The sequence below is a fragment of the Pseudomonas sp. CGJS7 genome (assembly GCF_036961695.1).
The window spans coordinates 38,183-62,929 of sequence record NZ_JBAMDI010000044.1; the positions used below are offsets into that span (position 1 = coordinate 38,183).

Genomic DNA, 24,747 nt, shown 5'->3' on the forward strand with positions numbered 1-24,747 from the left:
CGCGGGACCCGATCGCCCCGCGCGGCATGAACAACCCCTTCACGCCGTTCCCGGTCCCATCATCACCCAGACCTCCCCCGGGCCGCCCCCATGAAAAAACTGCGCAAACTCCTGCTCGTACTGCTGATCCTGGCGCTGTCGGGCATCGTGTTCCTGTACTGGCCCCTGTATCAGCGTTCGGTGCCGGCCGCCGGCAACGACAAGCCGGTGGACGTGGTGCTGATCGGCGGCGGCATCATGAGCGTGACCCTGGCCACGTACCTGCAAGAACTGCAGCCGGACTGGAACATCCAGTTGTACGAGCGCCGCGACGGCGTGGCCGAGGAAAGCTCGGACGGCTGGAACAACGCCGGCACCGGCCACTCCGGTTTCGCCGAACTCAACTACACCCCGCAGCTGGCCGACGGCAGCGTGGAGACCAAGCGCGCGGTCGAGATCGCCGAACAGTTCGAAATCGCGCGCCAGTTCTGGGCCCACCAGGTCGGCCTGGGCCGGCTGGGCCAGCCTTCGGACTTCATCAATCCCACCCCGCACATGAGCTTCGTCTGGGGCGAGGACAACATCGCCTACCTGCGCAAGCGTCGCGACGCGCTGGTCAAGAATCCGCTGTTCTACGGCATGGAGTATTCGGAAGATCCGGCGCAGATCCAGAAGTGGGCGCCGCTGCTGATGGAAGGCCGCGATCCCAAGCAGAAAGTCGCGGCCACGTACATGCCGCTGGGCACCGACGTCAATTTCGGCGTCATCACCCGCCAGCTCACCGCCGGCCTGCAACGCGCGCCGAATTTCCAGCTGCACCTGGGCAATGAAGTGACCGCGCTGCGCCAGAACGACGACAAGACCTGGAACGTCACGGTCAAGGCGCTCAAGTCCGGAACCGAATCGACGGTCAAGGCGCGCTTCGTATTCATCGGCGCCGGCGGCGCGGCGCTGAAGTTGCTGCAGCTGTCGGGCATTCCGGAAGCGCGCGATTACGCCGGCTTCCCGGTCGGCGGCCAGTTCCTGGCGTTCAAGGCGCCGGCCATCGCCGGCCGTCACGGGGTCAAGGCTTACGGCATGGCCGAAACCGGTTCGCCGCCGATGTCGGTGCCGCACCTGGACGCGCGCAAGCTCGACGGCAAGCCGGTGGTGTTGTTCGGCCCGTTCGCGCTGTACAGCACCAAGTTCCTCAAGCACGGCTCGTGGTTCGACCTGTACTCATCGGTGACGCACGACAACGTGGTCGAGATGCTCAGCGTCGGCGGCGAGAACCTGGACTTGCTCAAGTACCTGATCGGCCAGGCCCGCCTGGACGATGCCGACCGCCACACCGAACTGCTCAAGTATTTCCCCAACGCCAAGCGCGAAGACTGGACCCTGATCACCGCCGGCCAGCGCGTGCAGATCATCAAGCGCGATCCGGTCAAAGGCCCGGTGCTGCAGTTCGGTACCGAAATCGTCACCGACAAGGACCACACCCTGGCCGCGCTGCTCGGCGCCTCGCCGGGCGCGTCGACCTCGCCGCCGATCATGCTGGATCTGTTGGCCAAGGCGTTCCCGCAGCAGATGGACGCCGGCTGGCGCACGCAGTTGCAGACCATCGTCCCCTCGTACGGTCAGCGGCTCAACGACAGCGCCGAGCTGACCAACCGGATCCGCAAGCTGACCAGCGACGCCTTGCATCTGCCGTATCTGGACGTGCCGGTCGCGGCCGCGGCGACGCCGCAACCGGCGCCGGCGCAAACGCCGCCAGCCGAAACCAAGCAGCGCAACCAGAACGCCGAGCTGCAGTCGCTGTAATCGGCGACCCGCGCTAGACCGTGTCGGCGCCCGCGACGGGCGCCGACAGCAAACGCACTTCATCGCGCAGCCACTCCAGCGCCGCGCTCACGCTAGAACTGGGCGCGCGCTCGGCACGCGTGGCCAAGTGATACGTGTGGCCGGCCAACACCGGCCCGAACGGCTGCACCAGTTGGCCGGCGGCGAGTTCATCGCGCACCAGCGCCAGACTCAGCAGCGCCGCGCCCTGCCCCGCCACCGCGGCCTGGATCGCATGGCTTTCGTCGGAGAAACGCAGCTCGCCGCTGGGCGCGCTCCAGGGTAAGCCGGCCTGCGCGAACCAGTTTTCCCAGGTCGGGTTGAGCGGGTGGTGGCGCTTCCATTGGAAATGCACGATCGGCACCGATTGCAGATCCGCCGGCGTGCGCACGCCCAGGCGCGGATTGACCACCGGCGCGAAGTCGTCGGCGAACATCGCTTCGGTGACAAGGCCCGGATACGGGCCGCGTCCGTAACGCAGGGCGATGTCGACGCCGCTGCCGCTCAGGTCGACTGCGTCGTCGGAGGCGTGCAATTGCAGGTCGATGTCCGGATGCCGCGCGCGGAAACGCGCCACCCGCGGCATCAGCCATTTCGCGGTGAAAGCGGTGGTGGCCGACAAGGTCACCGCCGCGCGCTGCCGGGTCCGCGCCAGTCGCTCCAACGCCGCTTCGAACGCATCGAAGCCTTCGCGCAGCACCGGATACAACTGCGCGCCGGCCTCGGTGAGCGCGACCTTGCGCGCGCGCCGCTCGAACAAGGGCAGGCCCAAGGACTCTTCCAGGCCGCGGATCTGATGGCTGACCGCGGTCGGGGTGACCGCCAGCTCGCCGGCGGCGAGGCTGAAGCTGCCGTGGCGGGCGGCGGATTCGAAGGCCCGCAGGGCGGACAGGGGGAGGCGGCGGCGCATGGCGTTATAGATGAATTTTTCTCAGCTTATGCCTGACTATTTCGCGTTTGTCAAAGCGGCTTACCGAGCGCAATTTACTCACCACGCGAGGACATCTCGCCGACAAAACCCCTCGAAAAACTCATCTAAAGGAACACCGTCATGCTGCAGCGAGTCATCACCCAACCCGACCCGTACGAACCCTACCTGCTGTCGCAGGCGATCAAGTACGGCGACCTGCTGTACGTCTCCGGCCAGGCCGGCGCCGGCGCAGACGGCAAGATCGTCGACGGCGGTTTCCGCGCCCAGGGCGAGCAAGCCTTCGCCAACCTGCGCCGCGCGCTGGAAGCGGGCGGATCGAGCCTGAAGGACGTGATCAAGGTGACGATCTTCGTGACCGACATGGGCCACTTCCAGGACGTGGTCGAGCTGCGTCGCACGTTCTTCAGCGCGCCCTATCCCGCCGACACCATCGCCGAGATCAAGGCGCTGTACGACCCCAAGGCGATGATCGAAATCGAAGCGATCGCCGCAGTGAGTTCGGCCGCCTCCGCCGGGAGCCGCTGAGATGAGCGCCGAGCCGCGTCGCGAGGCATCGGCCTCGCCCTTGTTCGATCCCTTGCGCGTGGCCGGCCTGAGCTTGCGCAACCGCCTGGCGGTGGCGCCGATGACCCGGGTCAGCGCCAGCGCCGACGGCCTGCCGAGCGCGCGCATGGCCGAGTACTACGCCGCCTTCGCCGAAGGCGGCTTCGGCCTGGTGATCTCGGAAGGCATTTATCCCGACAAGGCTTACGCCCAGGGTTACGAGTTTCAGCCGGGCTTGGCCGACGACGCGCAACGCGACGCGTGGCGACCCGTGGTCGACGGTGTGCACGCGCACGGCGGCCGCATGATCGCCCAGCTGATGCACGCCGGCGCGCTGTCGCAGTACAACCGTTATCGCGAGCAGACCCGCGGGCCCTCGGCGATTCGTCCCGTCGGCAAGCAGATGGTGTTCTACCGCGGCGAAGGCGAGTACCCGATACCGGTCGCCATGAGCGATGAAGAGATCGCCGAAGCGGTGCGCGGTTTCGCCGAAGCGGCCGTGCGTGCGCGCGAGGCCGGGTTCGACGGGGTGGAATTGCACGGCGCCAACGGTTATCTGCTCGATCAGTTCCTCACCGAAGGCGTGAACCTGCGCGAGGACGGTTATGGCGGCGATCTGCAACGGCGTTTGCGACTGATCGTCGAAACGGTTACGGCGGTGCGCGCGGCGGTCGGTGCGGACTTCCCGCTCGGCGTGCGCATCTCGCAAGGCAAGGTCAACGACTTCACTCACAAGTGGAGCGGTGGCGTCGACGCGGCCGCGGTGGTGTTCGGCACCTTGGGCGAACTTGCGATCGATTATCTGCACACCACCGAGTTCGAGGCGTGGCAGCCGGCGTTCGGCAGCGGGCCGAGTTTGGCTGCGTTGGCCAAGCGGCATTCGGGGTTGCCGGTGTTCGCCAATGGGTCGTTGCATGTCGGCGATGAAGCGGCGGGGCTGTTGCGGCGTGGCGAGGCGGACCTGGTGACGTTGGGCCGTGGTGCGCTGACGCATGCGGATTGGCCGGCGCGGTTGATGCGCGGGTTGCCGCGTGAGGAGTTCAATCGCGAGGTGCTTTCGCCGCTGGCGGATTTGCGTAATGCGGATCGGGTGATGGGGATGGCGCGTGGGTTTGAAGCGGCGTCGGTTTGATGGGGTTGCGTGCCCTCACCCCAACCCTCTCCCGCAAGCGGGAGAGGGAGCTCAGCCCTTCTCCCGCTTGCGGGAGAAGGTGGCCCGAAGGGCCGGATGAGGGCGCGCGAACTACAACGCCCCGCGCGACTCAACCCCGCGGCATAAAACGAGCAAACTCAGGCTGCGCCACCCAGGACTGGAAATTCACCGTCCCCAACCAAGCCTCCCCTTCCGGCACCAACGTGTCGTGCTCCAACTCCGCCCCGAAATACCGTGCCTGCGCATCGGCAATCACCTCGCGCGGATCCTGCACAACACGCATGAACCGCCGCGCCAACTCCGCCAACGACTCCCGCTCAGGCCCCGCGATCTCAACGATGCCATTAGCCGGCGCCCGCATCGCCAACCGCGCGACCGCCTCGGCCACATCCTGCGAAGCGATCGGCTGAATCAACGCCTGCGGCAACCGCACCGCCGCGCCATCGGCGCCGGACTGGACGATGCCCGGCAGAAACTCGAAAAACTGAGTCGAGTGGACGATGGTGTAAGCGATGCCCGAATCGCGGATCAACCGCTCCTGCGCGCTCTTGGCGCGGAAGTAACCGCTGGCGGACAACTTCTCGGTCCCCACCACCGACAGCGCCAGATGATGGCCGACGCCGGCCTTCGCCTCGGCCGCCAACAGGTTCCGGCCGGCGGTCTGAAAGAACTGCATCGCCGCAGCGTCCTCGAACGACGGCGAATTGGCCAGATCCACCACCACGTCGGTGCCGGCCATCGCCGCATCCAGACCTTCGCCGGTCAGGACGTCGACACCCGTCGATGGCGCCGCCGCAAGCGCCTCATGCCCCTGCTCGCGCAAGCGCGCCACCACCTTGCTGCCGATCAGTCCGGTACCGCCGATAACCACGAATTTCATGTTGAGCCTCCAAGGGCGTGGGTACAAAAAGCAACAGGGTGAAAACAGATTCAGCGCGAGCCCGACCGCCGCGGCCGCCACAATGGCCGCATATGCGACCGCGTCAGCGCCCGGCCGCGCTCAACGTGTTCGCGGCAACTGCGCGGCGACTGGCCGATCCATCGGGCGATGTCGTCGTAGCCGATCGCGAACACCTCATGCAGCACGAACGCCGCGCGCGTTTGCGGCGGCAGCGCGCTCAACGCGAGCAGGAACTCGGACCAAATGCGATCGGCGTTCGCTGGCGTCTCATCGGCGGGGGCAACGCAGTCGGGGCTCTTCATAGTTCCAGGTCGCGGCAGCGGGCCCGTCTGTGACAGACCCGGCGTTATCCGACTCGATCGCGCCGAACGGTCCGGCGATGTCACAGCCGCGGACGCTGATCCGTCCATGCTTAGGTAAACCATCCCGCACATCCCAACGGAGCATCCGCCATGAGCCAACGTCTCGATTTCCAGCAGCAATCCCCGGAACTGTTCAAGAAGCTGATCGAATTCAGCATGACGCTGAAGAAATCCTCGATCGAGCCGTCGATCCAGTACCTGGTGTCCCTGCGCGCCTCGCAGATCAACGGCTGCGCGTTCTGCGTCGACATGCACGTCAAGGAAGCCACCATCCACGGCGAACGCCCGCTGCGCCTGCACCATCTGGCCGCGTGGCGCGAATCCACCCTGTTCGCCCCGCGCGAACGCGCCGCGCTGGCCTGGACCGAAGCACTGACCCAACTGGCGCCGCAGGGCGTATCGGATGAGGTGTACGACAAGGTGCGCACCCAGCTGTCGGAGAAAGAAATCTCCGATCTGACCTATGCGGTGATGTCGATCAACGCCTGGAACCGGGTCAACATCGCCTTCCGCGCCGTGCCCGGCACCCAGGACAAGGCCTTCGGCCTGGACAAGGCGCAACTGTCCTGAGCCCGAGCGCGCCGAGCGTTGCGCTATCGATGCGCAACGCTTTCCCCCGCCGTCCATCGCGACGGCCAACATCGGAGTCCGTCATGCGAATCGCCCCCGCTTTGAGCCTGCTCGCCCTGTTGTGCTCCGGCGCCGTCGCCGCCCACGGCGCGCATCCCGCCGCCGCCGCGGCCGCGCCGCCGCCCAGCGCCAAAACCGTCGCCACCCAGGCCTTGCCCGAATACCCCGGCAAGGAACTGGTCCTGCTCGAAGTCGAGTTCCCGCCCGGCGGCGCCGACCCGGTGCACCGCCACGACGCCCACGCCCTGGTCTACGTACTGGAAGGCTCGATCGTGATGGGCGTGGCCGGCGGCCCGGAAGTCACCCTGACCCCGGGACAGAGCTTCCACGAAGGCCCCAACGACGTGCACACGGTCGGTCGCAACGCCAGCAAGGACAAACCGGCGAAGTTCCTGGCCTTTCTGTTGAAGGACATCGGCAAGCCGGTCTCGCTGCCGGCGCCGTAAGCGCAGCCGCGGCGGCATCCGGCGGACGGCCCACGTTCGCCGGATGCCCGCCCTGTCGCCGCGCTTGTCAAAGCCGTGCCGATCGGATCAGGCTTGTCACAACCCCGCCTCCTGCATCGACTTGATACCCATGGAAGGCGCCACTCACCTGTTCACCCGACTGCGCCCGCGCCTGCTGGGCGTGGCCTATCGCATGCTCGGCTCGCTGGCCGAGGCCGAAGACGTGGTCCAGGACGTCTGGCTGGGCTGGAACGACGCCGATCCGGACCGGATCGACGATGCCGAAGCCTGGCTGGTGGTCGCCGCCACCCGCCGCGCCATCGACCGCCTGCGCCGCGCGCGCGCCAGCCGCGAGCACTACGTCGGCATCTGGTTGCCCGAGCCGATCCTCAGCGACCACGCCGACACGCCGGAGACGCTGCAAGAAACCTCCAGCGATTTGTCGATCGCGTTCCTGACCGTGCTGGAACGGCTGGCGCCGGAAGCGCGCGCGGCGTTCCTGCTGCGCGAAGTGTTCGACGTCGACTACGCCGACATCGCCAAGACCCTGGACAAGAGCGAAGCCGCCTGCCGCCAGATCGTTCACCGCGCCAAGACCCAATTGCGCGAAGAACGCCCGCGCTATGCGGTATCGGCGCAAGCCCATCGACGGCTGATGCAGCGCTTCGCCCAAGCCTGGTCCGCCGGCGACCTGGCGGCGATGAAAGCGATGATGGCCGAATCGGCGACCCTGGTCGGCGACGGCGGCGGCTTCGTCACCAGCTTCCCTAAACCGATGGTCGGCGGCGCGCGCATCGCCCAGTTGTTGTTCGCGTGTACGTTGCGGCGCAAGCACGAACTGCGCCTGCGACTGGTCGCGATCAACGGCCGCGTGGGCGTACTGCGTTATTTCGGCGATGAACTGGAATCGGCGCAGACCTACGACACCGACGGCGAGCGCATCGTGCGGGTGCAGGTGCAGCGCAATCCGGAGAAGTTGCGCAGGATTGCGGCCGATGCGGCTTTGTCGGCGGACGAAATGCACTGACCGCTGTCGCAGCGGACCGGCTGTCTAGAACGGTCAGTCGGGCGGCAGCGCCACGTGCTGCTGCGTCAGGCCACGAAACCCGGCGGTGCCCGAAAACCGCCAAGCTCCTGTGCGATCAACCGCGCGACTTCAATCGTGGTCCGATCGCCGTACTCCGGCCCGATGATCTGCAATCCGATGGGAAGCCCATCGCGCGACAACCCGGCGGGAAACGCGGTGCTCGGCAAATAGGCGACGGTCGCCAGGCCTACCCAGAAGTAGTGCTCGTAATGCGAAGTCGACGCCGCATCGACGGCGAGCACTCGCTCGTGCTTGGGCCGGTGATCGTGTTCGTAGGCGGTCGTCGCGGAGATCGGGCAGATCACCACATCCCAATCGTCGAAGAACGCACGCCACTGCAGCCGGCAGCGGGTGCGCGCTTCATCGTGGTCCAGCCAGCTTCGATGATCCAGCACCCGGGCGCGCATCAGCACCGCCAGCGGCGACTCGTCGTCCGCATCGAATTGCGCGGCCGCCGACCGGGCTGCGGAATAGTAGTCGTCAGGGAGATTGACCAGCCCCGCCGACGCCAACAGGTTCAGATAGGTGTTGTGCGATTGCGCTGGCGAGAAGTCGGGACGCGCCGAATCGGAAACTATTGCGCCGGCGCGGGCGAGCGCTTGCCCGACTTGCTGCACGCGGTCGGATATCTCCACGCCGGTCGCGACGAAATCCTGCCGCGGCCAGATCGCAACGCGCAGGCCGCGCAAGCGCTGCGTCTTCGCCGGCGGAAGCGTCAACTTCCAGGCCGGCGAGCGAAACCGGTCGGCACCGGCGACGGCGTCCAACGCCAGTTGCAAATCTTCCGCGCTTCGACCCATCGGCCCAACCACATTCAGGTCCGGCGCGGACAACACGCCGAGTGGGTTGTGTCCCAGCGTCGGGACGATTCCGTAAGTGGGCTTGTGCCCGTACACGCCGCAGAAATGCGCCGGATTCCGGATCGAGCCGCCGATATCGGAAGCGAATTCCAGGCCGGTCAAACCGGCCGCGAGCGCGGCAGCGGACCCGCCGGACGATCCGCCCGGCGTCCTGCGCGTGTCCCAAGGATTGTGCGTGGTTCCGTAAACCTCGTTGTAGCTCTGCCAATCCCCAAGCCGCAGCGCGACGTTGGTTTTGCCGATGACGTGAGCGCCGGCCGACTTCAGCCGCTCGACCGCCGTTGCATCGTTCACGGCGATGTTGTCCCGGTGCTCCGGCACGCCCCAGGTCGTCGGCAAACCGGAGACGTCGAAGGCTTCCTTGATCGTCATCGGCACGCCGTGCAGCGGTCCCGGCCGGTGTCCGCGGGCCAGCGCCTCATCGGACGACTTCGCTGCTTGCAGGGCGCGTTCGAAATCCCTCACGACGACCGCATTCAACTGCCGGTCGAATTTCTCGATTCGCTCGATGTAGTACCGAGTCAGTTCCAGCGAGCTGATTTGCTTGCGCCGAATCAGCTGTGCCAATTCGGTCGCCGACGAAAAAGCCAGCGTTTTCGCTAAGGGGCCGTCTGACGTATCAGGAAACTCAGGCCCGGAAATCGGATTCACCATCGCCCTGCCTTCAGGTCGAGATCTTCAATCAGGGACGCCGCCTCCCCCGAGCGCTTGCTTACCTGCCCTGCAACGAATGGCCGGTCCCGGTCTGCGGCCGCCCGGACATCACGCCTTCGATCCATTCCCGGTAGTGGCTCAAGCGGACGTTGCAATTGATTTGACCATAGCGCCCGGGCCTGGCGGTCACCACGTTGCCTTGGGCGAATTTCCAGGAAGCCAGACCGATCAACGACCTCAGACCGTCGTCCTCGACGAGCACAGGGCCGCCGCTGTCCCCGTTCCCGAACGTTCCTTCCAGCGGCAGGGCCGAAGCGGGCTCATCGAACACATAGCAAAACCATCGGCCATTGCTGCTGGTGATTTTATTGAATGCGTGGCGAAGTTCCGTCCGATTCGGACCTTTGGGATCGTGCCCATCGGCGCCGGTGCCGGTAGCGCCTTTCCCCACGATCTCGACGATCCGGCCCGGCTCGCCGACGCCTTTGTAGATCGCGGTGGAAGCGACATCCGTCACCGGCTGAGCCAACTCGATCAATGCGACATCGTCGGACGAGGCCAGAAACACCACGATCAGCATCGCCTCGCCACTGGCCATCGCCGGATCGATCAGCGCTTGCGGCAGCGTCTTGTAACCGGGATGCACGACGACTCGCTCCACATCCCTGGAGACACCGCCGACAAGCACCTGCTTGAGCTCGGTGTGCGCGGGGATCGTATGAGCGGCAGTGACGACCCACTTGGGAGCGATCAACACCCCATGCCCCTCACCGGGCATATCGACGAGCGCGGGAAACTCGGCGGCTGCAATCCGGTACTTCGCGTCGTCGACGTCGTGCCGAATAACGATGGCACCGGCAACCGATGGCAACGCCAGGAAGAATATGAGCAACAACGATCGGATCATGCTGGATGCCTCGCAGGGGCCTGGCCGGCCGACGGCCGAACCCTGGAACCGGGTCATACGATCGGGCCGCAGCGCACCGCGCCGAACGCCATCGCTTCGATGCGCCTGAATCTTAAATCCGCCCGGCCCGGCCAACAACAGAACCCATTGTCGCATCGCCATCCAGCTCCAGGCCGACGCCTGCGGCGGAGCAGATGCGCTGCGTCGACAAGGAAATGGGGCTCCGCGGAGCCCCATTTCGGTATCAACCACTTCGTAGATGCTCTTACCGGCCGCGAGCTTTCTCAGAAGGCGCTACCACCCCAAGAGCGCAAGCCCGGTCCTGCGCTATTTCGACCCGGCGCCGCCGCAGCAGGCGATACGGGTCGTTGCTGATGTTGTCGCTGAGACTGGCGATTTCGATCGGCCGCTTATTGGTAACGCGCAACAACGAAGGCCGTCGGCGAATTGCCGTAACCCGCCACAACGATCTTGCCGTCGCTTTGCAGCGCAAGCCCTTGAACCGCCGCGTTCGCGCTGCCGACGGCGGTGGCGACAGGCCCGAAGCTGGTGTCCTGGTTGCCGTACGAGTCGTAGCGATTCAAGGTCAACTGGCGGTAGCTGCCCACGATGGAATAGCCGCCGACCACGATGCCTCCGTTGGCGTCGATGGCGACGTCGCTGCCGATCGCATCGCCGCTACCGATGGCGGTAAGCACTTTGCCGGTGCCGGAGCCGAAGTAGCTGTCGAGCGCGCCGGTGCTGGTGTAACGCACGGCGGCCATTCGGTAGGAGCCGCCGCTGGCGCTGTTGGCGTAGCCGGCGGCGACGATGTTGCCGTCGCTTTGAATCGCCAGCGAAGTGGCGATGGCTGAGTTGCCGGAGAAGGTGCCGCCCACATTGGTCAGCACTTTGCCGCCGGTACCGAACGTGGTGTCCAGCGCGCCCTTAGTGGTGTAGCGCGTCAACGCGAAGACAGTGCCGCCGCTCGACGCGTAACCCGCCAACACCGGCTTGCCATCGGCCTGGATGGCCAGGCCGTTGGCGAAGGCCGAGCCGGTGCCCACCGTCGTGGTGATGCTGCCCGAACCGCTGCCGAAGCTGTAGTCCAGGCCGCCGCTGCTGGTAAGCCGCGCCAGGGCGAAGCCGTTGCCGGCATAACCCGCCACCCAGATCGAACCGCCCTGGACGGCGACGGCGGTGGCTTCCGAAGCGCCCGCGTAGAAATTGACGGTGGCCTTGCCCGCGCTGCCGAAGCTCGCATCCAGCGAACCATCGGTGTTGTAGCGATAGACCGTGAAGTTGCGGGTGGAGGTGAAGTTCGGGCACGAGGTGCCTGCAACGACGATCTTGCCATCGGCCTGCAGGGCCAGCGCGCGCGCCTGCCCCGGGCAACTGCCCGACGGCGTGGTGTTGACCTTGCCGGTGCCGTTGAAGCTGGTATCCAGCGCGCCGCTGGCGGTGTAACGCGCCAGCACGAACTCGCCGAGCGCGCTCTGCCCGGCGGCGACGATCCGCCCGTCGGGTTGGACCACCACCCGGGCGGCGGCACCGTAGTAGCCGAATGCGGTGGAAGCGACGCCCGCCGAACCGAACGTAGGATCCAGCGACGCGGCCTGTGCGGACGCTGCGAATGCGCCGATAGCGCTGAGGGCGATGCCGAACGAAAGCTTCATCTTGTTGTTGATCACTGCTTGCTCTCCTTGTTGCAGGTGGTCGAATCCATTTGAAGCTCAATTCACCGTCGCTCGCTCTGTAGCGGCGGTGCGCTGAGTGGGTAGAACTTCGAAAGCGGCCGCGAGGTTGGCATGGCGTGCCAAAGGCATCGGCGCGTGAGCACAGGCATCGCGCCAGTAGTGGCGCAACGAAGTGCGAGTCGACCTAAGGCATCAGCAGACCGTTGTTGGCGGCTGCCCCGTCGGCATCTTCGGGCCGCTGTGTGACAACGCACGACGCCGCTGGCGAAGCCGTAGACAGGGGAGAGGTTCATCAGACAAGGCCATTTCCCCAAACGCTCCAGGCGCGGCCTGCCGAAGCGTAGGCCGCAATTTGTCGTGACGGATAAGTTTCAACGCGCGCAAGCCGGCACCGCCATTGCCTCTGCGGCAGATACCAAACTCATGATCGACGACGGGTCGTCCGCGCTTACCAAGAAGGTTTCGCCCGCCAGACGCAGCACCCCGCTGCTCTGTTTCCCCGTCCGGGACATGCTTATGTGTGCGGTGGCCCCGCAACCCCCAGCTTCTGCGCGAACGTTTGCCATCCCCTTTTGTCTATTGTGCCTCACGCGAATCTCCGTCGTTGAGACGTTACGGAGACATGGGACACCTGGACCGGGCTTTCGTAGCCATCACGGCCCGCGGGGACGGAAGCAATAAAAAAAAGAGGCTCCGGAGAGCCTCTTTTTCATTCTTGCGATAGCTGGTCGCCTAAGCCCGCGCTTATGCGCAGACCCCGCTCAACCGCACTTGGAATACCCGCAGTTCAAGCAGGTAGCGCAGCCGTCCATCAACACCAACGCCTTGGTACTGCACTTATGGCAGACCGTAGCCGAAGGCGGGAACGAAGCGCCGTCGCCGGTCACGGCGACGTCTTCGTTGCGCGGTTCGACCACGACGATCTTGGCCGAAGGGCTTACGTCAGAGTTTTTTTTTGCGCCGCGCTGCTCGTAGGCGGCGCGCTTCTCGGCGATCAGCGCGCGCTGGGCGTCGCTCATCTCCGGGTCGTGGATCATGCCGATCGACTTGAGGTGGTCTTCGACGATGGCGCCCATTTCGGCGACCAGCGAGGGCATGTACACGCCGCCGGCCTTGAAGTAGCCGCCGCGCGGGTCGAACACCGCCTTCATTTCATCGACCAGGAAGGTCACGTCGCCGCCCTTGCGGAACACCGCCGACATGATGCGGGTGAGCGCCACGATCCACTGGAAGTGGTCCATGTTCTTGGAGTTGATGAAGATCTCGAACGGGCGGCGCGATTCGTGTTCGGTGCCGGCGTTGAGCACGATGTCGTTGATGGTCACGTACAAGGCGTGCTCGAACAGCGGCGATTTGATCTTGTAGGTCGAGCCGATCAGGATCTCGGGGCGTTCGATGCGTTCGTGCATCTGGATGACGTTGTCGACCGGGAGCTCCTCTGCCTTTACGGACACGGCGCTGGCTGCGGCGGCCTTTGCGGCTTCCTTGGCCTTGTCTTCCGGGGTAACGACGCTGTAGCCCTTGATTTTCTTTTCGATCTTGACGGCCATGGGCCCGACTCCTACTGCGGTGCTTGTTCTTGTGTGGGGTGGTGCGGGTGCGGGGCGCGGCCCTCACCCTAGCCCTCTCCCGCGAACGGGAGAGGGAATAGCAGGCTGCGATTAACGCTTCGCGGCTTTCTTGGCGGCTTTCTTGGCGGCTTTCTTGGCGGCTTTCTTGGCCGGCGCCTTCTTGGCGGCGGCCTTCTTCACCGCTTTCTTGGCGGCCTTTTTCGCCGGCGCCTTCTTCGCCGCTACTTTCTTGGCGGCTTTCTTGGCGGTCTTCTTCACCGCCTTGCCCGCCGCCTTCACCGCTTTCTTGGCGGCTTTCTTCGGCGCGGCTTTCTTGGCGGCCTTCTTCGCCGCCTTCTTGGCCGGCTTCTTGCCGGTGGCCTTGGCCTTCAGCGCGGACGCTTCTTTCTTGGCCTTGGCGCTGGCGCTGGCAAGCTTCTTCTTGGCCGTGCCGACCGCCTTCTTGGCGGCCTTGCGGGCCTTGGTCGCGGTCTTCTTGACCGAGGCCACGGCGCCTTCGGCGCGGCTGGCGATGGCGCTGCCGATGTTGGAGGCGGTTTCTTTCACGTTCTCGGCGGCCTGGGTCAGGGTTGCCGTCACTCCATTACCGTTGCTCATGATGCCCTCCTGGTGGGCGATTTCTAATGGCGGTACGCGTGGCTAGGTGCAGCAATCGGGGTGTTGCCGGAGTGATGCTATACCCGCGGCGCGCGAGAAACACAGTGGCCGCTCATACCGATTCGCATCCGGGAGATTCGTCGCGGTTGTCGGCGCATCGGCCCGGACCTCGCTGTCCGGGCGACGGCGGCGAAGACGGTCGCCGTGCCGCGGGGTTCGACCCGGTCGGGCGGGCCGCGCCGGCCCCGGCAGGCGCCGGGACGGCACGGCGCGCGCGCCGTCAGAACTTGCCGTAATAGCCTTCTTTCAGCGCGTCGAACAGGTTGGCGGCGGTGTGCATCTCGCCGTCGTATTCGATCTGCTCGTTGCCCTTGACCTCGAGCACGCTGCCGTCTTCCAGTTCGAAGCGGTAGGTGGTGTTCTCCAGGTCCGCTTCCTTGACCAGCACGCCCTGGAAGGCGGCCGGGTTGAAGCGGAAGGTGGTGCAGCCCTTCAGGCCCTGCTCGTGGGCGTAGCGGTAGATGTCCTTGAAGTCCTCGTACGGGTAGTCCGTGGGGACGTTGGCGGTCTTGGAGATCGAGCTGTCGACCCACTTCTGCGCGGCGGCCTGGACGTCGACGTGTTCCTTCGGGGTGATGTCGTCGGCGGCGATGAAGTAGTCGGGCAGGCGCGCGTCGGCTTCTTCGCTGAACGGCATCGCCTTGGCGTTGATCAGTTCGCGGTAGGCCAGCAGCTCGAAGGAATAGACGTCGACCTTTTCCTTGGACTTCTTGCCTTCGCGGATCACGTTGCGGCTGTAGTGATGGGCGAAGGACGGCTCGATGCCGTTGGAGGCGTTGTTGGCCAGCGACAGCGAGATGGTGCCGGTCGGCGCGATCGAGCTGTGGTGGGTGAAGCGGCTGCCGATGTCGGCCAGTTCCTCGACCAGCTCCGGCGCGACTTCGGCCACCCGCTGCATGTAGCGCGAGTACTTGGCGTGCAGCACCTTGCCCGGGATCTCCTGGCCGACCTTCCAGCCGTCGGCCTTCATCTCAGGACGCTGGCGCAGCATCTGCGCGGTGACCTCGAAGCGCTCCTCCATGATCGGGGCGGCGCCCTTTTCCTTGGCCAGCGCCAGGCCCATTTCCCAGCCGGCCACGGCCATTTCGCGGGCGATGCGCTCGGTGAACTCGCACGACTCCTTGGAGCCGTACTTCATCTTGAGCATGGTCACGGTGCTGCCCAGGCCGAGGAAGCCCATGCCGTGGCGGCGCTTGCGCATGATTTCTTCGCGCTGCTGCTGCAACGGCAGGCCGTTGACCTCGACCACGTTGTCGAGCATGCGGGTGAACACGCGCACGACTTCCTTGTATTCCTCCCAGTCGAACTCGGCCCGGTCGGTGAAGGCGTTGCGCACGAACTTGGTCAGGTTGACCGAACCCAGCAGGCAGGCGCCGTACGGCGGCAGCGGTTGTTCGCCGCAGGGGTTGGTGGCGCGGATGGTCTCGCACCACCAGTTGTTGTTCATCTCGTTGACGCGGTCGATCAGGATGAATCCGGGCTCGGCGTAGTCGTACGTCGAGACCATGATCATGTCCCACAGGTGCCGCGCGCGGATGTGGCCGTAGATCTTGCAGGCGACCAGGCCGTCTTCGCGCACGATGTAATTGCGCGTGGTCGGCCAGTCGCGCCAGACCACTTGTTCGGGGTTGTCCAGCTCGACGTCCAGGCGCTCTTTGACGTTGACCGGGAACACCAGCGGCCAGTCGGCGTCGCTCTTGACCGCTTCCATGAAGCCGTCGGTGATCAGCAGCGACAGGTTGAACTGGCGCAGGCGGCCGTCTTCGCGCTTGGCGCGGATGAAGTCCTTCACGTCGGGGTGGCTGACGTCGAAGGTGCCCATCTGGGCGCCGCGGCGGCCGCCGGCCGAGGACACGGTGAAGCACATCTTGTCGTAGATATCCATGAAGGACATCGGACCGGAGGTGTAGGCGCCGGCGCCGGCGACGAACGCGCCGCGCGGCCGCAGGGTGCTGAATTCGTAACCGATGCCGCAACCCGCCTTGAGGGTCAGGCCGGCTTCGTGGACCTTCTCCAGGATGCCGTCCATCGAGTCTTCGATGGTGCCCGAGACGGTGCAGTTGATCGTCGAGGTGGCCGGCTTGTGTTCCAGCGCGCCGGCGTTGGAGGTGATGCGGCCGGCCGGGATCGCGCCGCGGCGCAGGGCCCAGGCGAAGCGCTCGTACCAGTACTGCTGCTTCTCGGCGTTGGGCTCGGCGTCGGCCAGAGCGCGGGCTACTCGCAGATAGGTGCCGTCGATATCGGCGTCTACCGCTTCGCCGCTCTTGGTCTTGAGGCGGTATTTCTTGTCCCAGATGTCCTGGGACGCGGGCTGCAGGGCGATCTCTTGCTCTGCCGCCGGGTTCTTGACCGCCTCGAGGCGCACGGTGCTCATGCCTGTTTCATCTCCTTCAATTGGCGGCGGGCCGTTGGGTTGCGCCCGCCGCCGGTGGTTTCTTTTTTGTACGAGGTAATCGGGGTGTATCTGGGGTGGTGCGGTGCAGCGATGGAGCGGTGGAACCGGTAATCGGGACGATCTATTTGTGTCCCGCTTCGGACTTGGCTACCCACATGTTGTGTATCGAGTCAGGTGTGTAGGAACCGTCGCGGGTCTTGCAGCCTGCGCCGGACCGGGGCCCGGAGCGGGGATTTCCAGCCGCCGTCAGCCCCCCGCCGACGACGATGCACACGGTCGCGCTGAAGACGCGCCGCGTGCGGCCGAATTGAATGAGTTGAGGTTCGCGTCCGCTCTCGCCATGAGCCCGCTCACTTCTAAGGAGACGCTGAGACCATCCCAAGCTGAACCCCTACGCTTGGGCTCCCTCTGTGAAACCAACCACTAGATGTTGTGGCCCCGCAGGGAACTCAAGCTACGCCCGGCTTTCCTGGAAGTCAACGGCTTGTTGATGACTATCACGCTTTTTGCGTCGTAGTCCTGTCACAGATTGTCGATCCGGTATGCACTTCGACACTGCCGCGAAACTGACCGCGCCGCGCCCCATCCGCTCGCCCACGGCACTTCGGCGCCGGGCTGCGCGCGGACACTTCATCGGCTATTTATTGCCGGTCTCCGACACTGGCCGCGGACGCTGCTGAACCGATCGCGGCGGCCGCGGTCCAAACTGCTCGCGCAGCGGAGCTTGATCGCGGCGCCGATCGCCACGATCTGAACAGGTAGCGGGCCGGGGGACGGCCGCGATGTCCGCCCTCCGCTTCGATCGCCGTCTCATCGCAAGTCCGCTCCACCGCCCTGCCCCTGTGCTCCTTCAACACTCACCCGGAACCGCAAAGCGATGCGCCCCTTGCCGACCCTGCTGACCCTTGCCCTGGCCGCCGCTTTCGGCGGTTTCGCCGCCACCGCGATCCGCGACGGATTGCAGGCCCCGGCGCAGGCCTCGCCGGCCGCCGCGGCGGTGCTGCCGCTGCCGACCACCGCCGCGTTGCCGGCCTCGGTCGGCGGCCAGACCCTGCCCTCGCTGGCGCCGATGCTGGAGAAGGTCACCCCGGCGGTGGTCAGCGTGCACACCAAGCAGACCGTGCGCATCCGCAACCCGTTCGCCAACGACCCGTTCTTCCGCCGCATGTTTCCCAACATCCCGCAGGAGCGGATCAACGAGTCGCTGGGCTCGGGCGTGATCATCGACGCCAAGAACGGCTACGTGCTTACCAATCACCATGTGATCGAAGGCGCCGACGAGGTCTCGGTGACCCTGGCCGACGGGCGCACGGTCAAGGCCGAGTTCATGGGCTCGGACCCGGACACCGACGTGGCCTTGATGCGGATTCCGGCGCAGAACCTCAGCGCCATCGCCCTGTCCGATTCGGACTCGCTGAAGGTCGGCGATTTCGTGGTCGCGGTCGGCAACCCGTTCGGGATCGGCCAGACGGTGACCTCGGGCATCGTCTCGGCGGTCGGCCGCAGCGGCCTGCGCGGGCTGGGCTATCAGAACTTCATCCAGACCGACGCCTCGATCAACCCGGGCAATTCCGGCGGCGCGCTGGTCAACCTCAACGGCGAACTGATCGGCATCAACACCGCCAGCTTCAATCCGCAGGGCAGCATGGCCGGCAACATCGGCCTGGGCTTCGCCATTCCGGTGAATCTGGCGCGCAACATCAAGGACCAGTTGATCGCCAACAACGGCGTCGTGCGCCGCGGCACGCTGGGTCTGGAGACGCAGGACGTGACCCCGCAGTTGGCCGCCGCGCTCAAGCTGGGCGAACCGCGTGGCGCGCTGGTCTCGCGCGTGTTCGCCGGCAGCGCCGCGGCCGCGGCCGGGCTCAAGCCGGGCGACGTGATCCTCGGCGCCAACGGCCAGCGTCTGGACGGGCGCGATGCGTTGCGCAATTTCGAAGGCCTGCAATCGATCGGCAGCAAGATCGCGCTGGACGTGCGCCGCGACGGCCAGGCGCTGCAACTGAACGCGAGTCTGCGCGAACAACCCAAGTCGATCGCCGGCACCGAACTCGATCCGCGCCTGGCCGGCGCGACCTTCGGCGAACTGCCCGAACGCCTGCGCCAATCGGGCTTGTCGGGCGTGGTGGTGGAAAGCGTGACCCGCGGCAGTCGCGCGGAAGCCAACAATTTGCGCAAGGACGACATCGTTCTTGCGGCCAGCAGCGGCGAATTCGACGATCTTCCCGGCTTCCGCGCGAGCTTCACGCGCGCTCCGGCACAGTTGATCCTGCGCATCCGCCGCGGCAACAACGGCGGCGATGTGCGAATGCAGTAACCGCGGCGACGCGCGCGGACCGTTACTATCCACCCGTCGTCGGTCGTAGCGAATGCTGCGACCTCAGCGCCTCACCCGGCGCGTTCGGCTCACCCCCGTCGAAGGCCGGCCACGTCCGGCCCCTCGGCGACCCGCTCGAACCCTGGACTCGTTCAGCGGTTCATCCATGCAGCACGGAGGAACACCCGATGACCCCTACCTCGACCGACGCCATCAAGAGCAACCTCGGCGAAGCCGGCAGCCACCTCAAGCAAGCCGCCAGCGACGCGGGCGACGCGATCCGTAGCGCCGCTGGCGTGGCCGGCGAAGAACTCAAGATCGGCAAGGCCAACGTCAAGTCCGGCCTGGCCGACAGCGCGCTGGCCGGCATCGCCGCGGCCGAAAGCGCCGGCGGCGCCGCGCGCGAGCAAGTCGACGCGCTGATGGACAAGGGCCGCGATCTGATCGAAAGCGCCGCCGAACTGGTGCGCGAGCGTCCGCTGGCTTCCTTCGGCGTGGCCTTCGCCGCCGGCTTCATCATCGCCAAGCTCGCCCGCAGCGGCGACAAGTAAGCGTGAGCGATACGCCAGGCATGGACCGCGATGCGGAAAGCGACGACCGCGCCGGCCGCGAGCCCCGCCAGGGGCCGCCGCCGTTCGACGACGCGTTCCGCGAGATCCACGATGCCGGGCGCGAAGGCCTGTCGGCCGCGCTGGATACCGGCCGCGCGCTGCGCGGCCTGTTGATCGCCGACCTCGCCCTGGCGCGCAGCGCGCTGGGGCGGGCGTTGTTGTGGGTCAGCGTGGCGATCGTGTTCGGCGCGTCGTCGTGGCTGTTGTTGATGGCCGCGTTGATCGCGCTGTTGCAGGGCGTGCTGGGCTGGTCGTGGCTGGCGTCGATGTCGGCCGCGGCCGGGCTCAGCCTGATCGTCACCGGCGTGGGCGCGTGGCAGGCGCTGCGTTACTTCGAATACACCCGTTTGTCGGCCACGCGCCGGCAATTGCGCCGGCTCGGTCTGGGCCACGACGACGACGACGATCGCGAGATCGAAACCCACAAGACGGAGGCGCGATGAGCCGGTTCGATCGTCTGCAACGGCGGGTGGACAAGCGCGAGCAGTTGGTCGAAGGCCGCTACGCGCAAGCGGTGGAGCGCAAGGAGATTTTGAAGAAGACCTGGCGCGAGGCTTGGACGCCGGGGCGGATCGTGATCGCCGGGTTGGTCAGCGGTTTCGTGATGGGGCGCGCCGAGCCGGTCAAGATCGCGGTCAAGAGCGGGACCTTGATGCAGATGGTGACGATGCTGTCGGGGTTGTTCGCCGGCAGCGGGGCGCAGCAGGCGGCGGAGCAGGCCGACAAGGCGGCCGAGCAGGCTGGGCATGCGGCGCGTGAGGCGGGGAATGCGGCGCGCGAGGCGGCTTGATCGTTAGCGCGAACTCGACGGCTTCCCTGCTTCTTCGCGACCTGAGACTCCCTCACCCCAACCCCTCTCAGCCTTGCACACCCTTCGGGCGCCGCAAGCGGGAGACGGGCTTTTGATGTGCCCTTCTCCCGCTTGCGGGAGAAGGTGCCCGGAGGGCGGATGAGGGCAGGCCCCGCGCGTCGCCACCTACACCGCCCTGTGATGGCGAACCCAGACACAACAGCGCACAGTACGCACTCCGCAACACCCAGCTGAGCCCACCTTGAGCACGCCCACGCCGCCCGCCCCTGCGGAGTCGCACGACACCGACGCCGACGGCACCCCGCTCGCAACGCCGGCACCCGCCGACACCGCAGAGCGCCCCACCGCCCCACGCCCGCGCGGACCGATGTCGCTGCTGGTGCTGGCCACGCTGGCGGTCGGTTACACCCTGTGGGCGGCGCAGGAGCTGATCCTGCCGATCCTGCTGGCCGCGTTCTTCGCCCTGGTCGGCAACCCGATCCTGCGTTTGTTCGGCAAGCTGCGGCTGCCGCGGTTCCTGGCCGCGCTGATCGTACTGATCGGCGGCCTGGCGGTGGCCGGCGCCTTGACCCTGCAACTGGCCGAACCGGCCAGCGAATGGGTGCGCCAGGTGCCGCGCGAGCTCAAGCAAGTCGGGCCCAAGCTGCGGCAGATGACCAAGCCGCTGCAGGACGCCAACCGCGCCGCGCAGAACTTCGCCCGCGCCGCCGGCGGCGAAAGCACCGCCAAGCCGGTGCAGGTGGTCAAGACCGAACTCAACGATCCCTATCGCTCGCTGACCGCCACGCCCAAGTACGTGGCGCAGGTGCTGGCGGTGGTGCTGCTGACGTTTTTCTTCATGGTGTTCGGCGAGTCGTTGCAGCGCAATGCGATCGCGCTGTTGCCGAGCCAGCAGAAGAAGAAACTCACCATCGATATCCTGCATTCGATCGAGCGCGAAATTTCGCGCTACGTGCTGACCATCAGCCTGATCAACACCGGCCTGGGCCTGGCCCTGGCCGGCGCGCTGTACGCGCTGGGCGTGCCGCTGCAGGAGTCGCTGCTGTGGGGCACGATGGCGGCGATCCTGAACTTCGCTCCGTTCGTGGGGCCGCTGATCGGCATGGCGGTGATGCTGCTGATGGGCATCGTCGCCTTCGACGATCCCGGCGCGTCGTTGTTGCCGGCGGGTTTGTACCTGCTGCTGCACACCATCGAATCGCAGGCGGTCACGCCGATCGTGCTCGGCCGGCGCATGCGCTTGTCGCCGCTGGTGCTGATCCTGGCGCTGATGCTGTTCGGCTGGCTGTGGGGCATCATCGGCCTGTTGCTGGCGGTGCCGATGCTGGTGTGCGTGAAGTTGGTGCTGGCGCGGATCGAGGGCATGGAGGGCTGGGCCAAGTTGCTGGAGTGATCGCGGCGCTTTGCGGCGACACCCGATCTCACCCGTACAACGCCCTACGCCGATGATCCTCGCCGTCGATGTCCAGTACCGCGCCACCGATGCGACCGTGGCCGGGGTGCTGTTCGCGCAATGGGACGACCCGGAGCCGGCGGCGCGCCATGCGCTGATCTGCGCAGACATCGCCGAGTACGTGCCGGGCGAGTTTTATCGGCGCGAGTTGCCGTGCATCCATCGTTTGCTCGATGCGCTGGACGGCGTCGAGCCCACCTGCGTGGTCATCGACGGTTACGTCTGTCTGGGCGAGGAGCAACGGCCCGGATTGGGCGCGCATCTGTGGGAATCGCTGGATCGCCGGGTGCCGGTGATCGGCGTGGCCAAGAGCCGGTTCGCCGGCACGCCCGCGCAGGCCGAGCTGTGTCGCGGCGACAGTCGCCGGCCGTTGTTTGTGACGGCGGCGGGGATGGCGCTGGCGGATGCGCGGGCGGCGATCGCGCGGATGAGCGGGGCGCATCGGTTGCCGGATTTGCTCAAGTTGGTGGATCGGTTGGCGCGGGGCTTGGGCGATTGAGTTCGAGTCTTCACAGTCTTCAGAGACTTCAGCGACATCCCCCAGACCGTCATTCCCGCGAAGGCGGGAATCCAGTGCCTTTCGTGCGAAAGCGCTTGAAGTCGCTGGATTCCCGCGTTCGCGGGAATGACGTCCTGGAAGGATGGCGCTGAAGTCTCTGGATTCCCGCGTTCGCGGGAATGACGACCTGGATGGATGGCGCTGAAGTCGCTGGATCCCCGCTTTCGCGGGAATGACGGTCTGGAGGGATCGCGGGATCGGCGCTCCTTCGCTGCGTATCCCCACCTCAAGCGTTCCAGCCCCACCCGACCTGCCGCCCGCATCACCCATTCAGCGCAGCCGCACGCGCTAAAATGGGCCGATGACCTTTCCCGTCCGCGCCATCACCCTGGACCTCGACGACACCATCTGGCCGATCGCGCCGGTGATGGAGCGCGCCGAGGCGGTTCTCGCCGATTGGCTGCGCCAGCACGCGCCGCGCACCTCGCAGCGTTTCAGCGTCGAGGCGATGCGCGCGATGCGCGATGAGATCTCGGCGCAACGGCCCGACCTGGCCCACGATTTCACCGCCCAGCGCCGCCTGACCCTGGAACGCATGCTGCGCGAAGGCGGCGACGACACCGCCCTGGCCGCGGCCGCGTTCGAGGTGTTCTTCGACGCGCGTTGCCGGGTCGAGCACTACGCCGACAGCGAGGCCGCGCTCAACCGCCTGGCCGCGCGCGTGCCGCTGGCGGCGCTGACCAACGGCAACGCCGATCTGGTCCGGATCGGGCTGATGCCGCTGTTCCGCTTCCAACTCGGCGCGCGCGAACACGGCCGGGCCAAACCCGACGCCAGCATCTTCCACGCCGCCTGCGCGCGGCTGCAGATCGAACCGGCGCAGGTACTGCACGTCGGCGACGACATCGAACTCGACGTCGTCGGCGGCGCCCGCGCCGGCCTGCGCACTTGCTGGATCAATCGCGAAGACCGCAGCTGGCCGCACTCGCATGTGCGTCCGGATCTGGAATTCACCACCCTCGCCGAACTGGCCGACTGGCTGGACACGGCGCACCGCACGGACACCGTTGCCGCATGACTCTGCCCCTGGGCTTCACCTCTTCCGACACCGACGCGCTGCCGCTGGCCCTGGTCGACCGCGCCGGCTTCAAGGCCTGGCGCGACGCGCTCGCTCCCGCCGCGGCCGCCTGGGCCCAGGCGCAAGGCTTCGACGGTTCGCCCGGCAGCGTGCTGGTCTGGCCCGACGCGCAAGGCGAACTGGCCGGCGCCGCGCTCGGCATCGGCGATGCGCTGGATCCGTACTCCTACGGCCACGCCGCGTTTGGGTTGCCGGCGCGCAACTGGCGCCTGCACGGCGACTACGACGACGCCACCCGCGCCGCGGCGCGCTTGGGCTGGGGTTTGGGCAGTTATCGCTTCAGCCGCTACAAGACCCCGGCGCGTACGCCGGCCTTGTTGGTGACCGATGCCGCGGCCGACGACGAAGTCTTCGCCGTGCTCGCCGCCAGCCTGCGCGTGCGCGATCTGGTCAATACCCCGACCGAACACATGGGCCCGGACGAACTCGAAGCCATCGCGCGCGAGATCGCCCAGCGCCACGGCGCCGAGATCGAAGTGGTCGCCGGCGATGAGCTGATCGCGCAGAACTTCCCCGCCATCCACGCGGTCGGCCGCGCCTCGCACCGCGCGCCGCGCTTGATCGCGCTGCGCTGGGGCGACGCCGCCCACCCGCACGTGGCCATCGTCGGCAAGGGCGTGTGCTTCGACACCGGCGGCCTGGACCTCAAGCCGGCCGACGGCATGCGCAACATGAAGAAGGACATGGGCGGCGCGGCGCATGCGATCGCGCTGACCGAGCTGATCATGGCGCGCAAGCTGCCGCTGCGGATCACGATGCTGGTGCCGGCGGTGGAAAACGCGGTCGGCCCCGATGCGTTCCGTCCGGGCGAGGTGATCGCCACCCGCCAGGGCATCAGCGTGGAGATCGACAACACCGACGCCGAAGGCCGGGTGATCCTGTGCGATGCGCTGACCTACGCCGGCGAACAAGCGCCCGGGTTGCTGCTGGACTTCGCCACCCTCACCGGCGCGGCGCGGATCGCGCTGGGTCCGGATTTGCCGGCGCTGTACTCCAACCAGGATGCGCTGGCGCAAGAATGGCTCGATGCCGGCGTACGCCAGCGCGATCAGCTTTGGCGCATGCCGCTGTGGCGTCCGTATCTGCGTTATCTGACCAGCCACATCGCCGACATCGCCAACGGCGGGCCGTCGAAGATGGCCGGCTCGGTCACCGCCGCGCTGTACCTGGAGCGTTTCGTCCCGGCCGATCTGGCCTGGGCGCATCTGGACGTGTACAGCTGGAACGACGCCGACCGCCCGGGCCGCCCGGCCGGCGGCGAGGCGCAGGGCCTGCGCGCGGTGTACGCGATGCTCAAGGCGCGCGCGGCGGCCTGACCGCCGCGCCGCTCGGCGCCACCTACCGACCG

Annotated in this window: 23 protein-coding genes; 14 read left to right on the forward strand and 9 right to left on the reverse strand. The window is 66.6% G+C overall.

All coding sequences use genetic code 11. From position 1 onward, the window contains the following. Positions 1–90 precede the first annotated feature (90 nt). A complete protein-coding gene (gene mqo, locus V7787_RS24700) occupies positions 91–1,779 on the forward strand; it encodes a malate dehydrogenase (quinone) (RefSeq protein WP_336089879.1) in 1,689 nt (562 codons plus the stop codon). A gap of 13 nt (positions 1,780–1,792) precedes the next feature. Here mqo and V7787_RS24705 read toward each other — a convergent pair whose 3' ends face one another. Next, the gene (locus V7787_RS24705; RefSeq protein ID WP_336089880.1) at positions 1,793–2,707 is read right to left on the reverse strand and encodes a LysR substrate-binding domain-containing protein; all 915 of its coding nucleotides are present in this window, start codon (positions 2,705–2,707) and stop codon (positions 1,793–1,795) included. Between the two features lie 141 nt (positions 2,708–2,848). On the opposite strand from V7787_RS24705, the gene V7787_RS24710 reads away from it, so the two are divergent. Then, entirely contained in the window at positions 2,849–3,253 is a 405-nt protein-coding gene (locus tag V7787_RS24710) for a RidA family protein (RefSeq protein WP_336089881.1), read from the forward strand. A 1-nt stretch (position 3,254) separates the two neighbouring features. Next, a complete protein-coding gene (locus V7787_RS24715; protein ID WP_336089883.1) occupies positions 3,255–4,403 on the forward strand; it encodes an NADH:flavin oxidoreductase in 1,149 nt (382 codons plus the stop codon). A 130-nt stretch (positions 4,404–4,533) separates the two neighbouring features. On the opposite strand, the gene V7787_RS24720 is transcribed toward V7787_RS24715, so the two are convergent. Together V7787_RS24720 and V7787_RS24725 are read right to left on the reverse strand one after the other, a co-directional pair. After that, positions 4,534–5,304: an SDR family oxidoreductase gene (locus V7787_RS24720; protein ID WP_336089925.1), complete on the reverse strand. Its 771-nt coding sequence runs from the start codon at positions 5,302–5,304 to the stop codon at positions 4,534–4,536. 50 nt (positions 5,305–5,354) lie between these two features. Further along, positions 5,355–5,627 (reverse strand): sigma factor-like helix-turn-helix DNA-binding protein, encoded by a 273-nt coding sequence (locus tag V7787_RS24725; RefSeq protein WP_336089884.1) that lies wholly within the window; start codon positions 5,625–5,627, stop codon positions 5,355–5,357. Positions 5,628–5,777: 150 nt separating this feature from the next. Here V7787_RS24725 and V7787_RS24730 point away from each other — a divergent pair, with 150 nt between their 5' ends. From V7787_RS24730 to V7787_RS24740, 3 genes are all read left to right on the forward strand, one after another. Then, complete coding sequence (locus V7787_RS24730) at positions 5,778–6,257, forward strand: carboxymuconolactone decarboxylase family protein (protein WP_336089886.1); 480 nt, start codon at positions 5,778–5,780, stop codon at positions 6,255–6,257. An 83-nt stretch (positions 6,258–6,340) separates the two neighbouring features. Next, positions 6,341–6,763, forward strand: coding sequence for a cupin domain-containing protein (locus V7787_RS24735; protein ID WP_336089888.1), 423 nt, complete (start codon positions 6,341–6,343; stop codon positions 6,761–6,763). A gap of 130 nt (positions 6,764–6,893) precedes the next feature. Continuing rightward, positions 6,894–7,790: an RNA polymerase sigma-70 factor gene (locus V7787_RS24740; RefSeq protein WP_336089889.1), complete on the forward strand. Its 897-nt coding sequence runs from the start codon at positions 6,894–6,896 to the stop codon at positions 7,788–7,790. A 65-nt stretch (positions 7,791–7,855) separates the two neighbouring features. Here V7787_RS24740 and V7787_RS24745 read toward each other — a convergent pair whose 3' ends face one another. The 6 genes from V7787_RS24745 to V7787_RS24770 all read right to left on the reverse strand — a co-directional run bounded on the left by V7787_RS24745 (position 7,856) and on the right by V7787_RS24770 (position 16,549). Next, entirely contained in the window at positions 7,856–9,361 is a 1,506-nt protein-coding gene (locus V7787_RS24745) for an amidase (RefSeq protein ID WP_336089891.1), read from the reverse strand. A gap of 61 nt (positions 9,362–9,422) precedes the next feature. Further along, on the reverse strand, positions 9,423–10,271 hold the full coding sequence (locus tag V7787_RS24750; protein ID WP_336089892.1) for a S1 family peptidase: 849 nt from the start codon (positions 10,269–10,271) through the stop codon (positions 9,423–9,425). A gap of 410 nt (positions 10,272–10,681) precedes the next feature. Next, on the reverse strand, positions 10,682–11,941 hold the full coding sequence (locus V7787_RS24755; RefSeq protein WP_336089894.1) for a delta-60 repeat domain-containing protein: 1,260 nt from the start codon (positions 11,939–11,941) through the stop codon (positions 10,682–10,684). A 767-nt stretch (positions 11,942–12,708) separates the two neighbouring features. Next, positions 12,709–13,497: a TSCPD domain-containing protein gene (locus tag V7787_RS24760; RefSeq protein WP_336089895.1), complete on the reverse strand. Its 789-nt coding sequence runs from the start codon at positions 13,495–13,497 to the stop codon at positions 12,709–12,711. Positions 13,498–13,608: 111 nt separating this feature from the next. Further along, complete coding sequence (locus tag V7787_RS24765) at positions 13,609–14,115, reverse strand: hypothetical protein (protein WP_336089896.1); 507 nt, start codon at positions 14,113–14,115, stop codon at positions 13,609–13,611. Between the two features lie 280 nt (positions 14,116–14,395). After that, complete coding sequence (locus V7787_RS24770) at positions 14,396–16,549, reverse strand: adenosylcobalamin-dependent ribonucleoside-diphosphate reductase (protein ID WP_336089898.1); 2,154 nt, start codon at positions 16,547–16,549, stop codon at positions 14,396–14,398. An 898-nt stretch (positions 16,550–17,447) separates the two neighbouring features. Between V7787_RS24770 and V7787_RS24775 the strand changes: the two genes are divergently transcribed. The 8 genes from V7787_RS24775 to V7787_RS24810 all read left to right on the forward strand — a co-directional run bounded on the left by V7787_RS24775 (position 17,448) and on the right by V7787_RS24810 (position 24,715). Next, positions 17,448–18,887, forward strand: coding sequence for a Do family serine endopeptidase (locus V7787_RS24775; protein WP_336089900.1), 1,440 nt, complete (start codon positions 17,448–17,450; stop codon positions 18,885–18,887). A gap of 188 nt (positions 18,888–19,075) precedes the next feature. Next, complete coding sequence (locus V7787_RS24780; RefSeq protein ID WP_336089901.1) at positions 19,076–19,438, forward strand: hypothetical protein; 363 nt, start codon at positions 19,076–19,078, stop codon at positions 19,436–19,438. 2 nt (positions 19,439–19,440) lie between these two features. Then, complete coding sequence (locus V7787_RS24785; RefSeq protein ID WP_336089902.1) at positions 19,441–19,941, forward strand: hypothetical protein; 501 nt, start codon at positions 19,441–19,443, stop codon at positions 19,939–19,941. Continuing rightward, complete coding sequence (locus V7787_RS24790; RefSeq protein WP_336089903.1) at positions 19,938–20,288, forward strand: hypothetical protein; 351 nt, start codon at positions 19,938–19,940, stop codon at positions 20,286–20,288. Before V7787_RS24785 ends, V7787_RS24790 begins: the two co-directional genes overlap by 4 nt. 262 nt (positions 20,289–20,550) lie before the next feature. After that, complete coding sequence (locus V7787_RS24795) at positions 20,551–21,702, forward strand: AI-2E family transporter (RefSeq protein ID WP_336089904.1); 1,152 nt, start codon at positions 20,551–20,553, stop codon at positions 21,700–21,702. Positions 21,703–21,754: 52 nt separating this feature from the next. Further along, positions 21,755–22,261, forward strand: coding sequence for an endonuclease V (locus tag V7787_RS24800; protein ID WP_336089905.1), 507 nt, complete (start codon positions 21,755–21,757; stop codon positions 22,259–22,261). Positions 22,262–22,622: 361 nt separating this feature from the next. Further along, positions 22,623–23,339: an HAD family hydrolase gene (locus V7787_RS24805; RefSeq protein WP_336089906.1), complete on the forward strand. Its 717-nt coding sequence runs from the start codon at positions 22,623–22,625 to the stop codon at positions 23,337–23,339. Beyond that, the gene (locus V7787_RS24810) at positions 23,336–24,715 is read left to right on the forward strand and encodes a leucyl aminopeptidase family protein (RefSeq protein ID WP_336089907.1); all 1,380 of its coding nucleotides are present in this window, start codon (positions 23,336–23,338) and stop codon (positions 24,713–24,715) included. The genes V7787_RS24805 and V7787_RS24810 overlap by 4 nt, the downstream gene beginning before the upstream one ends. The last annotated feature ends 32 nt before the right edge of the window (positions 24,716–24,747 follow it).

Bases quoted from the DNA above. Each gene is read 5' to 3' on its own strand.
- mqo (WP_336089879.1), top strand. From the start codon at position 91: ATGAAAAAACTGCGCAAACTCCTGCTCGTACTGCTGATCCTGGCGCTG.
- V7787_RS24705 (WP_336089880.1), bottom strand. From the start codon at position 2,707: ATGCGCCGCCGCCTCCCCCTGTCCGCCCTGCGGGCCTTCGAATCCGCC.
- V7787_RS24710 (WP_336089881.1), top strand. From the start codon at position 2,849: ATGCTGCAGCGAGTCATCACCCAACCCGACCCGTACGAACCCTACCTG.
- V7787_RS24715 (WP_336089883.1), top strand. From the start codon at position 3,255: ATGAGCGCCGAGCCGCGTCGCGAGGCATCGGCCTCGCCCTTGTTCGAT.
- V7787_RS24720 (WP_336089925.1), bottom strand. From the start codon at position 5,304: ATGAAATTCGTGGTTATCGGCGGTACCGGACTGATCGGCAGCAAGGTG.
- V7787_RS24725 (WP_336089884.1), bottom strand. From the start codon at position 5,627: ATGAAGAGCCCCGACTGCGTTGCCCCCGCCGATGAGACGCCAGCGAAC.
- V7787_RS24730 (WP_336089886.1), top strand. From the start codon at position 5,778: ATGAGCCAACGTCTCGATTTCCAGCAGCAATCCCCGGAACTGTTCAAG.
- V7787_RS24735 (WP_336089888.1), top strand. From the start codon at position 6,341: ATGCGAATCGCCCCCGCTTTGAGCCTGCTCGCCCTGTTGTGCTCCGGC.
- V7787_RS24740 (WP_336089889.1), top strand. From the start codon at position 6,894: ATGGAAGGCGCCACTCACCTGTTCACCCGACTGCGCCCGCGCCTGCTG.
- V7787_RS24750 (WP_336089892.1), bottom strand. From the start codon at position 10,271: ATGATCCGATCGTTGTTGCTCATATTCTTCCTGGCGTTGCCATCGGTT.
- V7787_RS24760 (WP_336089895.1), bottom strand. From the start codon at position 13,497: ATGGCCGTCAAGATCGAAAAGAAAATCAAGGGCTACAGCGTCGTTACC.
- V7787_RS24765 (WP_336089896.1), bottom strand. From the start codon at position 14,115: ATGAGCAACGGTAATGGAGTGACGGCAACCCTGACCCAGGCCGCCGAG.
- V7787_RS24770 (WP_336089898.1), bottom strand. From the start codon at position 16,549: ATGAGCACCGTGCGCCTCGAGGCGGTCAAGAACCCGGCGGCAGAGCAA.
- V7787_RS24775 (WP_336089900.1), top strand. From the start codon at position 17,448: ATGCGCCCCTTGCCGACCCTGCTGACCCTTGCCCTGGCCGCCGCTTTC.
- V7787_RS24780 (WP_336089901.1), top strand. From the start codon at position 19,076: ATGACCCCTACCTCGACCGACGCCATCAAGAGCAACCTCGGCGAAGCC.
- V7787_RS24790 (WP_336089903.1), top strand. From the start codon at position 19,938: ATGAGCCGGTTCGATCGTCTGCAACGGCGGGTGGACAAGCGCGAGCAG.
- V7787_RS24800 (WP_336089905.1), top strand. From the start codon at position 21,755: ATGATCCTCGCCGTCGATGTCCAGTACCGCGCCACCGATGCGACCGTG.
- V7787_RS24805 (WP_336089906.1), top strand. From the start codon at position 22,623: ATGACCTTTCCCGTCCGCGCCATCACCCTGGACCTCGACGACACCATC.
- V7787_RS24810 (WP_336089907.1), top strand. From the start codon at position 23,336: ATGACTCTGCCCCTGGGCTTCACCTCTTCCGACACCGACGCGCTGCCG.